Origin of the sequence: Salinivibrio sp. VYel1 (genome assembly GCF_009377945.1) — a bacterium.
Taxonomy (GTDB): domain Bacteria; phylum Pseudomonadota; class Gammaproteobacteria; order Enterobacterales; family Vibrionaceae; genus Salinivibrio; species Salinivibrio siamensis.
In genome coordinates, this window is the sequence record NZ_RSAM01000001.1 from 115,896 (window position 1) to 128,925 (window position 13,030).

5 protein-coding genes and 1 pseudogene are annotated in these 13,030 nt (G+C 50.2%); 4 read left to right on the forward strand and 2 right to left on the reverse strand.

Features of this window, described 5'->3' with window-relative positions:
- Positions 1–87: 87 nt before the first annotated feature.
- A complete protein-coding gene (gene malT / locus EHW58_RS00535; protein WP_152793956.1) occupies positions 88–2,796 on the reverse strand; it encodes an HTH-type transcriptional regulator MalT in 2,709 nt (902 codons plus the stop codon).
- Between the two features lie 505 nt (positions 2,797–3,301).
- Between malT and EHW58_RS00540 the strand changes: the two genes are divergently transcribed.
- The 3 genes and pseudogenes from EHW58_RS00540 to glgB form a co-directional block, all read left to right on the forward strand.
- A complete protein-coding gene (locus EHW58_RS00540; protein ID WP_152793958.1) occupies positions 3,302–5,752 on the forward strand; it encodes a glycogen/starch/alpha-glucan phosphorylase in 2,451 nt (816 codons plus the stop codon).
- A 116-nt stretch (positions 5,753–5,868) separates the two neighbouring features.
- On the forward strand, positions 5,869–8,055 hold the full coding sequence (malQ, locus tag EHW58_RS00545; protein ID WP_046075902.1) for a 4-alpha-glucanotransferase: 2,187 nt from the start codon (positions 5,869–5,871) through the stop codon (positions 8,053–8,055).
- A 156-nt stretch (positions 8,056–8,211) separates the two neighbouring features.
- Positions 8,212–10,065 (forward strand): annotated as a pseudogene (glgB, locus tag EHW58_RS00550) (1,4-alpha-glucan branching protein GlgB); the annotation flags it as partial.
- Between the two features lie 129 nt (positions 10,066–10,194).
- On the opposite strand, the gene malK reads toward glgB, so the two are convergent.
- Positions 10,195–11,334, reverse strand: a complete 1,140-nt coding sequence (gene malK / locus EHW58_RS00555) for a maltose/maltodextrin ABC transporter ATP-binding protein MalK (RefSeq protein ID WP_077579335.1) — start codon at positions 11,332–11,334, stop codon at positions 10,195–10,197.
- Between the two features lie 499 nt (positions 11,335–11,833).
- Here malK and malE point away from each other — a divergent pair, with 499 nt between their 5' ends.
- Positions 11,834–13,015, forward strand: a complete 1,182-nt coding sequence (malE, locus tag EHW58_RS00560; RefSeq protein WP_077579336.1) for a maltose/maltodextrin ABC transporter substrate-binding protein MalE — start codon at positions 11,834–11,836, stop codon at positions 13,013–13,015.
- Positions 13,016–13,030 lie beyond the last annotated feature (15 nt).

Below are 13,030 nucleotides of genomic sequence, written 5' to 3' on the forward strand. Positions count from 1 at the left end.
GAAATTCAGCAAAGTATCACGAAAGGTAGGAGGAGAGCGCGAGGCCTCTACGCCCCCAGAAAAGCCTGAGGGCGTAGACAGGGTTGACTAATTCCCCATAAGTTGTAAAAGGTTTTCGGCGGTGACGACCGCTTCTTTGCGATTAGCGATATTGAGCTTTTGATATAAATTACGAATATGGGTTTTGATCGTTGTTCCCGCGACATCCAACTCATGGGCGATTTGCTCGTTACTGAAGCCTGAATAAATTAAGCCGAGCACTTGCCACTCGCGTTGTGTCAATGAGCTGGTTCGCACGAGCTCTGGCACGTTAGGGTGGTTGACCAGCTTCTCGACAAAGGCTTCATCAAAGTGCGTTGAACGAGAGCGTTGATGGCTCGCAATTTCCTTGAGGAGTTGTTGCGCGCGGTGGCGTTCGAGGGCGCCGAGTGCGTGTTGTTCAATTAACGCATGCAGGAGCGGGGAGAGCGCCTCGCCCTCAATCAAAAAGTTACCCATCATGCCGGTTTGATTGGTGAGGATCAGCGCATCTTGCAAGAGGCTTTTGGCGTATTCTGTCTCTTGTTCTTTGCTGGCAAGGACGGCTTCAACAATCAAATTGCGGTTTTTATCGGTCACCAAGTTGGCTTTGTTCGCTTCGCGGCGCAGAAAATCAATCGCTTGACGTGCTTGGTCATACTGACCCAAATGCAGATGCGCACGGGCAATGTTTCGCCACTGAAGCTGACTAAAGTGGTTGCAGGCGGTAGCGGGGCGAGTGGCTTGGTGTAACCACTCGTCCATGTTGGTGAGTTCATTTTTGGCTTGCCAATAGAGTAACAGCGACAATGATGCATTGGCGGTCCAATCAACGTGATACACAGACTCGCGCAAAAGGTGTTCAATATGCTCAATGCTTTTTGCCGCTTTGTCTAACTCGCCGCGGCTAACGGCCACGCGTGCGAGCATGGAGTAACTATGCAAATGCTTGCTCGGTGGCTGATTTTCTAAAACCTGCAGTCCTTTGTAGGCGCAAGCTTCGGCTTCATCAAGCCGGTTCCAACACCATAAGATTTGGGCACGGAGACGTAAGGCAAACTCGTGGAGAGGGACTTGATGCAGTTGTTGATCCTCAATGAGCTGATCGGCGCTGTCGAGCAACTCAAACGCGGCTTGCACATAGCCTTGTGCCAGGAGAATTTCACTTTGCTGTAAAATGGCCCACAGCGCTTGGTGATATACCTGATGCTGGCGCGCTAACTTTTCCGTTTGTTGCATCATGGATAAAGCGCGATCCAGTTCGCCGAGCACATGATTTACCTCGCCAACCACGGAAGTCGCGACAATACGTCCTCGGTAATTGGCGCTATCGAGTTGCTCGAGCGCTTTTTCTGCCAGCTGCATCGCCTGCTCAGGATTATTCGCGTTAATGGCCACTTGGGCGAGCAACGCATTGGCATTGCCTTGGTAATCGATATCAAGTGGGATTTGTCGGGTTTGATAGGCTTTTTCTGCACTGGCTAAAAGTTCGCCAACTTCATGATACCTGTGCTGACTTTGCGCTAACCAAGCACGCAGTAAGCTCAAATTGGGGTATTGGTATAAAAGCTCATCACTGAGCTTGATAATCGCGGCTTCTAGTGTCGACAATTCACCACGATTAAACATACGCCAGCCGTGCTGATTGAGTATATCGGCCAACAATGCATCGTCTTTGGCGTAGCGTGCATGACGCAACGCTTGATGGGGAGATTGTAACTTCAACCATGCCAGTGCGGCTTGTCTATGCAAGGGCTGTTGCTGGTGGGGGATCCTGGCTTGGCGCTCGTGGGCCAAAAACTCCGCGAATAAATGGTGAAACCGGAACCAATTGTTATCCCCCTCCAGCGCATAGATAAACAAACCATAGCGATTCAGTGACTCGAGCATATTCAATGCATCTTCGCGTTCAGTGAGTGCGAAAACCAACTCGTCATTAAACATCTCTAGTACGGAGACTTTCATGAGAAACTGACGTGTTTCAGCATCAAGCAAATCAAACACTTCTTCGGCCAAATAGTCCCAAAGGTGGGCATGGTTAAAACCAGCGTAAGACGCGGCGCTTTGCATCAGGGTACGCTTTTGGTGCTGCGCTTGAATCGCAATGAGCTGCAAGGCTGACGGCCAACCTTCAACGTAGTTGCATAATGCGTTCGCCGTGGATTCATCCACGCCATCGTCGACACGTTGATTAAAAAAGCGCGTCGTTTCTTCGTTATCGAACGCGAGAAGCTCGTTGCCGATCTCAATCATCAAGTCGCGTACGCGCAAATTCGCGGTGCCCAGTGGAGGGTTGGCGCGTGAGGTGACCACCAAAGTGAGATTATCTGGCATGTGCTTAATGAAAAAGCGCATCGCCTCATGAATCTCCTCATTATCAATGAGCTGATAGTCATCCAACACCAAATAGCTAGTGGCATGAAACCCAGCCAGTTCAGCAAAGACATCAGACAAGAGCGCACGAAGTGATGAGAATTGGCGTTTTTCCGCCAGCTTTATCGTGTTGGCGCAGCCCTCTTGGGTAGCGTGGTGCAGCGCTTGCAGTAAGTAGTTAATGAAGCGAAAGCTGTCGTTGTCACTATCATCAATGCTAAACCAGCCGACATTGGATTGATCCGCGAGCCATTGTGCAGCCATGGTGGTTTTGCCATATCCGGCCGGAGAGCGAAACAGCACCAGCTTATAGTGAGGGGCTTGTTGTAAAATATCGAGCACACGCGGGCGTAATATCGCGTTATAAAGCCGTCCAGGCCGAGTCAGCTTTGATGGGATCCACATAAGACACTGTCCTTTACTGCAAATGCGGTGCGACCCTTTTGGTGCGCACCTCTGTCCTGATTGCAGTGTATGTAACTTCAAACGCACAAACTATGATCTATCCCTGATCTCTTAACGGATGCCCCAATTTAGTGCAGCTACGCCTTTTAATTGTGATTTATATCACTTAAGCGTCATATTGTTGGCCTTTTTAATGGTTGGGATACACATCTATCTCGGTTTATTAGGGCTTAATTTGCGTTAGCGCACAAAAATCACAAAAGGAAAGCGATGTTTTTCACCGTGGACGTAGCCCCTTTTTTGTTTCATAGCGTGACTTAGGTCACTCGATAAAGGGCTGCTCATGGATTTGATGAGAAGCGGCTCACTATTGCTATGTGACCTGGCTCTCTACGCCCTGTGGTCTCCTCCTTTGATGAGCATGACGTGGGAGGATGTTTGCCGTGCTCGGGTTGGGCAAGATGAATAACCATCAAGGTTTCATTCCATTATCGAGAGCGACGACATGACACCAAAACAGCAACATGCGTTTGATAAAAGTGCGTTTAAAATCAGTATGGTTCAACACCTAACCCAGTTAGGTCACGCACCAGACACCGCTCAGCTGCGCGACTGGTACCTCGCACTGGGCCGTGCATTAGCCGAACATACCACGAGTGATCTGGTAGCCACTGAACACGATCAAGCCATTAAACAAGCTAAAAGTGTTAACTATTTATCCCTCGAGTTTTTGATTGGTCGGTTAACCGGCAACAATTTAATTAGCATGGGCTTGTACGATGCGATTGCCGATGCCGTGAGTGAGCTTGGCCTCGGGTTAACGGATTTACTTGAACAAGAGCGTGATCCGTCTTTGGGCAATGGCGGCTTGGGGCGTCTCGCCGCTTGTTTTATGGATTCATTGGCGGCCCAACAGTATCCTGCGGTCGGCTATGGCTTGCACTATGAATATGGTTTGTTCCGCCAGTCATTCAAAGAGGGCGCACAACAAGAAGCACCGGATGCGTGGCGTGAGCCTGAAGGTTACCCGTGGGAAGTGGTACGTCCTGACTTAGCGCAAACCATTGGCTTTTATGGCCATGTAGAGGTGATTGAGGACTCAGGGCACACGTACCGTCAGTGGGTGCCGAGCATGACAATTCAGGCCATGCCCTGGGATCTGCCGATTGTGGGTTATCAAAGCAATACGGTCTATCCGCTTCGCTTATGGGAAGGACGGGCGTTAACGCCGTTTGCCCTTGATGCCTTTAATGACGGTGACTATACCCAGGCTCAGCAATCCGCCATCGATGCAGGGAATTTGACCAAAGTCTTGTACCCCAACGATAACCACGATGCGGGTAAAACATTGCGCTTAATGCAGCAGTATTTCCACAGTGCAGCTTCTGTAGCAGACATTCTCCGTCGTCATCTAGAGGCAGGGCATGCATTGGCCGCATTGCCAGACTACGAAACCATTCAGTTGAACGATACTCACCCCACCATCGCTATTCCTGAGCTGATGCGCGTATTGCTGGATGATTATCGTCTGGGCTGGGATGAGGCTTGGTCCATCGCCAGTCGTACCTTTGCTTACACCAACCACACCTTACTGCCCGAAGCGCTGGAAACCTGGAGTGAGGCGTTGATTGCCAGTTTGCTGCCGCGTCATATGGAGATCATTTTTGAGATCAACCATCGCTTCATGCAAGAGGTAGAAGCGAAGTGGCCCGGCGATGTGGCCAAAAAGCAGGTGTTGTCTGTGATTGACGACAAAGGTGAGCGCATGGTGCGCATGGCTAATTTATGTGTGGTTGGCTCTTATGCGGTGAATGGCGTTGCCGCCTTGCATTCTCAGTTGGTTAAGCGTGATTTATTCCCAGAATTTGACGCGCTATACCCAGGGCGCATTCAAAATGTGACCAATGGCATCACACCGCGTCGTTGGTTGAAGTTCTGTAATCCTGATTTGTCCAACTTGATCAGTGAGAAAATCGGTGAGCAGTGGCCAGCGCAATTGGAGCAACTCGAGCAGATTGCACAATACGCGGACGACACTGCTTTTCAAAAGACGTTTATGGATGTCAAAAAGCGCAACAAGCAGCGTTTGGCGGGATGGGTCAAAGAGCACCTCGATATCACCCTAAATACCGATGCGATTTTTGATGTACAAATTAAGCGCCTGCATGAATATAAGCGCCAGCACCTTAATCTATTACACGTCATTTCACTGTACCAGCGCCTCATCAATGAGCCGAATTTCGATATGGCGCCGCGTGTGGTCTTTTTTGCTGCGAAAGCGGCACCTGGCTATGAATTAGCAAAATCGATCATCTATGCGATTAATAAGGTGGCTGAAACCATTAATAATGATCCACGAGTCGGTGACAAGCTCAAAGTGGTATTTATTCCTGATTATCGTGTCAGTATGGCGGAAATCATTATTCCTGCTGCCGATGTGTCTGAGCAGATTTCTATGGCCGGTAAAGAAGCGTCTGGCACGGGGAACATGAAAATGGCACTCAACGGCGCGCTCACCATTGGCACCATGGATGGCGCGAACGTGGAAATCCGTGAAGAAGTGGGTGACGACAACATCTATATCTTTGGTCTTGATGTCGATGGCGTCACGGCGTTGCGCAAAAAAGGCTATCAGCCTGAAGCGGTCTATCATAGCCAGCCTCTATTGAAGGCCGCCTTGGACAGTCTGTTGGATGAGACGTTTACGCCAGGTCAGCCTGGGGCGTTGCGTCCTGTTTTTGACAGTGTCATGGGTAGCGGCGACCCGTACCTGTGTTTGGCTGACTTTGCCGATTACGTGCGCGCACATAATGACATTGACCGTGATTACCGTGACGCGTCGCAATGGGCACGTAAAGCCATTCTAAACACCGCGCTGGTCGGTAAGTTTAGCTCAGACCGCTCAATTCGCGATTACGTTACTAACATTTGGCAGTTAGAAGCGATTAAGCGCTAATTGCAAAATAATGGGTTAACAACCTCATAGATGGCAGGGAATGAGCCTTGCCATCTAACAATAATGACAACAATATTGCCCAATAAAAGAAGGGGGCAGACCCCTCGGAGAAAGCGATGAAAGAATCTGCATTGAAGACAGTCGCACAAATGGCCAACCTCGCTGATCGCTATATCAGTGCATGGGGCTCAGAAGCGGCCGTGCCGGACAGTACCTTACATGACTTACTAACGTCACTTGGCTATGACACACGAAATGACGAGGCGTTATTGGCATCGGCGGCGAAGAAACATAAAGCGGATGTGCTCGCGCCCGTGCAAGTGGTACAGGAGAATGAGCCAGTCGAAATTGCGCTTCATTTAGGGACCAGTGCGCGAGAAAGTGACTTTAGTTGGCGGTTGGAAACCGAACAGGGCGAGTGCTTTGAGGGTTACTTACAGTCACAAATCGTTCGCGATGAGCGCAGTAATGGCGGCCCATTAGTGTTTAGCCTGCCTTGCTCCCTACCGTGGGGCTATCATCGCCTTTCTGTGATACGTAAACGGCGTCAATCACCGTACCAAATGACGCTCATCATGGCGCCTACTCAATGCTATAAACAACCTGAACTGGATCAACACAAAAAAATGTGGGGGCCGAGTATTCAGCTCTACACACTGCGTACCCCTCACAACTGGGGGATTGGTGATTTTGGTGACTTGAAACAATTGGTCAGTGAGCTCGCCTCGCGTGGCGCGGACTTTGTTGGCCTTAACCCCATTCATGCGTTGTTCCCTGCCAATCCAGAAGCCGCGAGCCCTTATAGTCCCTCATCACGCCGCTGGCTTAATCTTTTGTACATTGATGTGAGCAACGTTCGTGAGTTTTGTTTGAGCGCCCGTGCGCAGCAACTCGTGGGCAGTGCCGAGTTCCAGCGTCGCCTGCAAGCAGTGCGCGACACTCACTGGGTCGATTATAGCGAAGTCGCCGCCCTAAAAATGGCCGTATTGCCTTTATTGTTTCAAGAGTTTAAGCAACGCGAGCTGCTGCAACAGACTCGACGTGGCCGTGCGTTTTTAGACTTTATTGAAAAAGGCGGAGAGAGCTTAAAACAGCAAGCCACCTTTGATGCCTTGCATCAACATTTACGCGCGGAAGACCCTCATGCGTGGGGCTGGCCCGTATTCCCTGAAAAATATCGTCGCTATGAAAATGCAGCGACGCAAGCATTTATCGAGCAGCACAGTGACGACATTCAACTGTACATGTATTTACAGTGGATTGCCGAAGGTCAAATGGAAGAGGTACAAGCCATTGCTGAAGAGCAGGGGATGTCGCTGGGCTTGTACCGTGATCTCGCTGTTGGGGTGTCAGACGCGGGAAGCGAAACCTGGTCGGACAACTCGCCTTTAGTACTGGATGCCAGTATCGGTGCGCCGCCCGATGTGTTGGGACCTCGGGGGCAAAACTGGGGCTTACCGCCATTTGATCCGCAAGCACTGAAACACACAGGCTATCATGCCTACATCGAGTTGTTGCGGGCCAACATGCGTCATTGTGGGGCGTTGCGTATCGATCATGTGCTGGGCTTGCTGCGCTTATGGTGGATCCCTAAGGGAAAAAATGCTACCGAGGGCGCTTACCTGTACTATCCCGTTAAAGACATGCTCGCGATTTTAGCGCTTGAGTCGCACCGTCATCAATGCAGTGTTATTGGCGAGGACTTGGGGACGGTACCCGATGAAATTGGTGCGTTACTTGCGGATGCGGGCGTGCATTCCTACAAGGTATTCTTCTTTGAAACCTCAGAAGAGGACGGGGGCTTTATTTCTCCGGCGCACTATACCGAGCAGGCGATGGCGACGCTTTCCACCCATGATATGCCAACCATTCGTGGCTTTTGGCATTGCGACGATTTAAAACTGGGTCAAGAGCTCGGCCTATACCCAGATGAAGCGCAACTTCAACAATTGTTTGATGATCGTTTGAAAGCCAAGCAGGGCATTTTAGACAGTGTGCGCTGGCATGGCATGCTACCAGATGGGGTTGGGGGCGATGCGCGTTATGTGCCGATGGATGGTCACTTGTGCCGCGCGTTGCAATTGCATGTTGCCGCTGGCAAGTCAGCACTATTAAGCGTCCAGTTGGAAGACTGGTTGGAGATGGACAAACCAGTCAATATCCCTGGTACCGTAGACGAATATCCCAACTGGCGACGTAAGCTTTCGGCCAGTTTGGAAACGCTCTTTAGCCGTGAAGAGTTGAATCAACTTGCCAGAGACTTATCTCGGGTGCGCATGCAAGCGAGTCGGCAAACGGCGTAACCACCATACCATGCTCTAACGCTCTATCCTCAGTGCCAGCCAACACGCATAGGATGGAGCGTTTTTTTATATAAGGAGTCGCTGATGCCAGATTCTTCCATTTCAATACTGCCCCAGTCTATTCAGCCTGATCATTTTGCAATTGATATGGCTGCTTTATATAACCCGAGAGTTGCACATCAGCAAATGGGCGCGCATCCGGTGACGTTACCCGTCGCGGGTAAACCGGTCGAGGGGGTTCGGTTTGTGGTTTTTGCCCCGCATGCACAATCAGTGAGCGTGATCGGTGATTGGAACCAATGGCAGGCAGAGGCTGGAAGCTTTATTGCCATCGAAGGTGGATTTTGGGTGGGGTTTGTCGCTCATCTTGGCCTTAATCAACGCTACAAATATGCGTTAACGGGTCCCGATGGACAATGTTTACCGCACAAAGCCGATCCTTATGGTGCCTATGCTGAACAATACCCGTCATTTGCTTCTCTGACCTATGATCAACATGCTTATCAATGGCACGATCAGCAGTGGCAAGACCGCCCCGTGACTGAAAAACATACGCAAGCGCTCTCTTTTTATGAGCTTCACCTTGGTTCGTGGCAGCGAGATGCATCGGGTCAGTGTCTGGGCTATCGTGAGCTTGCTCACCGTTTAGTCCCTTACTTGGTGGAAATGGGTTATACCCATGTAGAGCTGATGCCAGTCAGTGAACATCCTTTTTATGGTTCTTGGGGCTATCAGCCAGTGGGGCTTTTCGCGCCGACTAGCCGCTATGGCTCGCCGGATGATTTTAAGTACTTGGTGGATTGTTGTCACCAAGCGGGCATTGGCGTCATTCTCGACTGGGTGCCGGGGCATTTCCCTACCGATGATCATGGATTGGCCTATTTCGATGGTACGCCCTTATATCATGACCCCGATCCACGACGTGGCTGGCACAACGACTGGCATTGTCATCTTTACGATATGGGTAAAGAGCATGTGCGCCGCTTTTTGGTGAATAATGCGCTGTATTGGCTCGATCAGTTTCACATCGATGGTTTGCGTGTCGATGCCGTCGCGTCGATGCTTTATCTCGATTACTCGCGTGAGCAGGATCAATGGGTCCCCAACGTGGATGGCGGCAATGAGAACTACGACGCCATTGCCACGTTAAAATGGATGAACGAGTCGGTTTATCACTATTTTCCCAATGCGATGACGATTGCCGAAGAATCGACCACGTTTCCCGGGGTCTCTTCGCCAATTTATGCGGGTGGCCTGGGTTTCGGGTTTAAATGGAACATGGGTTGGATGAATGACAGTTTACGTTATATCCGTAAAGAGTCGGTGTATCGATGCTATCATCACGACACGCTAACATTTCCATTGGGTTATGCGTTTGGCGAGAACTATGTACTGCCTCTGTCTCATGATGAGGTGGTGTATGGGAAAGGCTCATTGATGGGAAAAATGCCTGGTGACGAGTGGCAGCAAACGGCGAACTTACGTGCCTATTTGGGCTACATGTATGGCCAGCCGGGGAAAAAACTCAATTTTATGGGCACGGAGATGGGTCAGACTGCAGAGTGGAACCATGACTGCCAGCTTGAATGGCATTGGCTGCAATACGGTCGCCATCAAGGTATCCAAGCATGGGTGAAAGCGCTGAACCACCTGTATGTCTCAACGCCGGCGCTGCATCGCCTCGACTGCGATCCGGCAGGATTTGAGTGGCGGTTAAAAGACGCGGCAGATATTAGCGTGATAGCCCATGAGCGGCTTGGCGATGACGGCTCGCGGATGCTGGTGGTGAGTAACTTCACCCCTGTCCCCCGGGATGGTTTTCAGCTGGGTGTGCCGATGAGTGGCGACTACCAATTAGTATTAAACTCGGATGGTGAGGCGTTTTGGGGCAGTGGGTATCCCGTTTACGCAACGCTTAGCACCGATAAAAGCGCGGCGCACGATCAACCCCAATCGCTAACATTGAATCTCCCCCCATTAGCCACTGTGTTTTATTGCTGGCAAGGGTGAAGGTACTGAGCCCTTTGGGCGACAAAATGAAGATTGCGCCAAGTTAATCCTTGGCGTTTTTTCTGTCTGAATCGGTACCATAAAAAAGGCCGCGAATGCGGCCTAGTCGCAGTCTCTTACAAGGTGATATTAGGCTGCGTCTTCTTCATCAACGAAGGTGACGCCATTTTCACGATGCAGGCGTTTACACGCTCGACCGTCACTGTGGAACAAATGGCAGCGATGGGCTGGAATACCAATAGCGTACTTCTCGCCGGGCTCAATCTCAACGGTATCGAGTTGGCGATAGATCACGTCTGCGTCTGCACTTTCAAGGTTGAGATAAATTTGCGTCTCGTTGCCTAGCTTCTCGACAATGGTCGCTTCCCCTTCAATCTGCGCATCACCGTCTTTGGCGGCCACCAAATGCTCAGGACGAATGCCGAGAGACATACGATCGCCGCGCGTGACGGTTTTGCCATCGACCGGCATCCAAAAACTGGCGCCTTCACTGAGCTGCACTTTGACACGGTTTGGCTCAACATCCTCAATAAAGACACTCATAAAGTTCATTTTGGGTGAGCCGATAAACGACGCGACAAAGCGGTTTTGAGGGTAATGATAAAGCTCTAGCGGTTTGCCAACCTGCGCCACACGGCCTTCATCTAGTACCACGATTTTATCTGCCATGGTCATGGCTTCGATCTGATCGTGGGTCACATAAATCATGGTACAGCCAAGCTGACGTTGTAATTTGGTAATTTGTGCGCGCATCTGTACGCGTAGGCCAGCATCGAGGTTGGAAAGTGGCTCATCGAGGAGGAAGACACGAGGTTGAGACACCAGGGTGCGGCCAATCGCGACACGCTGACGTTGTCCCCCGGACAAAGACTTGGGTTGTCTGTCGAGTAAGTGGCCGAGTTGTAAGATCTCCGCCGCTTGATGGACGCGCTTATCGACTTCCGCTTTGTTCGTTTTGGCCAGTTTTAGGCCAAAAGACATGTTGTCATAAAGATTTAGGTGGGGATACAACGCGTAAGATTGAAACACCATTCCCACGCCGCGTTTAGAAGGCTCTATTTCATTGACGCGTTGCTCATCAATATAAAGATCGCCCGATGTAATATCTTCTAATCCGGCAACGCAGCGTAATAAAGTGGATTTACCGCAACCAGATGGACCGACAAAAACAACAAATTCGCCGTCTTTAATCTCTAGGTCAACGTTTTTTGAAATCATTACATCGTTGTCATACGCTTTACAAACGTTTTTAAACGTGACACTTGCCATGTCGCTCGCCCTCAATCGCTTTTCATTAATTCGGCTCAATACGCATTATAGGTGGTTGTGTTATTCAATATCGGCCATTTTTGAGCGTTATCTTTTTTGTTGAACGCTGTTTGGTCATTGATTAAGCACATTGGATAGGTTCCACCCGATGCTTTTTTGATGACAGCAGTGTCGCGTATCTGCGCAAGCGGTACATCCTCCCGAGTGAAATTATTGCAGGGGGAGTAGGCGGGGAGGAGGATGATCTCCTCCCTAATTTAGTTTGAGGGCGTACATCACAAAATGATTAGCAAATTAGTTGAAGTTGATCACGTACCGTTTATTTTTGTGAGCCGCATCATTAGCGACGAGCGATATGGATCACGAATTCGCTCGCACAGGCGTAGGGCGTAGAAGCCAGGATGATGAGGAATGCGCGGGAATTACCCATGATAGACCGTGAAATACAGCTCATCCTCCATGGAATCGTGCTACACCTCAGTAGAAGAAGGATAGAAAGATGAAAAAATCACTTAGCGCTGTTGCTCTCGGTACCCTCATTGCACTGGGTTCATTTGGCGCACACGCCAATATCGAAGAAGGCCAACTGACGATTTGGATTAACGGTGATAAAGGCTATAACGGCCTAGCAGAAGTGGGTGACCGCTTTGAGCAAGACACGGGGATTCCTGTGACCGTTGTTCACCCTGATGGTTTGCAGGACAAGTTCCCGCAAACGGCGTCAACGGGCGATGGTCCAGATATTGTTTTTTGGGCGCATGACCGTTTTGGCGGCTACGCAGAGTCAGGCCTGTTGGCAGAAATTCGCCCTTCAGACCGTCTTAAAGAAGGCATGGTCGACTTTGCTTGGGATGCGGTGAAATACAAAGGCAAATACGTTGGCTACCCAGTGGCAGTAGAATCGCTTTCCCTTATCTACAACAAAGATTTGGTGCCAAACCCGCCAGAAACGTGGCAAGACGTAGTTGAGATGGATGCCAAGCTCAAAGAGCAGGGTAAGTCAGCCATCATGTGGAACTTAAAAGAACCCTACTTTACATGGCCATTAATGGCGGCTGATGGCGGCTACGCGTTTAAGCAAACGGCAAACGGCTATGATGTTAAAGACGCGGGTATCAATAACCAAGGTGTGCATGACGCGCTACATTTCATGAAGCAGATGGTCAAAGATGGCGTGATTTCATCAGATATGGACTACTCGGTTTCTGAGTCTTCTTTTAACCAAGGTGACACAGCGATGACCATTAACGGCCCATGGTCGTGGGGCAACATCGAAAAGTCAGGTATCAATTATGGTGTCACCACCTTACCTACCTTCCAAGGTGAAGCGTCCAAGCCTTTTGTTGGTGTGCTTAGTGCCGGTATTAGCACCGCATCGCCAAATAAAGCACTAGCGGTTGAGTTCCTTGAAAACTACCTGCTGACGAAAGAAGGCCTTTCAACGGTCAATGCGGATAAGCCCCTAGGTGCGGTGGCGCTGAATGCGTATCAAGCAGAGCTGGCTCAAGATAGCCGTATTGCTGCGACCATGGAAAACGCCAAACATGGCGAGGTGATGCCGAACATTCCACAAATGAATGGGTTCTGGGCGGCTGCCAAAAACGCCATCATCAATGTGGTCGATGGCCGTCAAAGCGTCGAGGAAGCGCTCGACGATGCGGAAACGCAAATGGTCAAATAAGCTCTATCTGCAGGG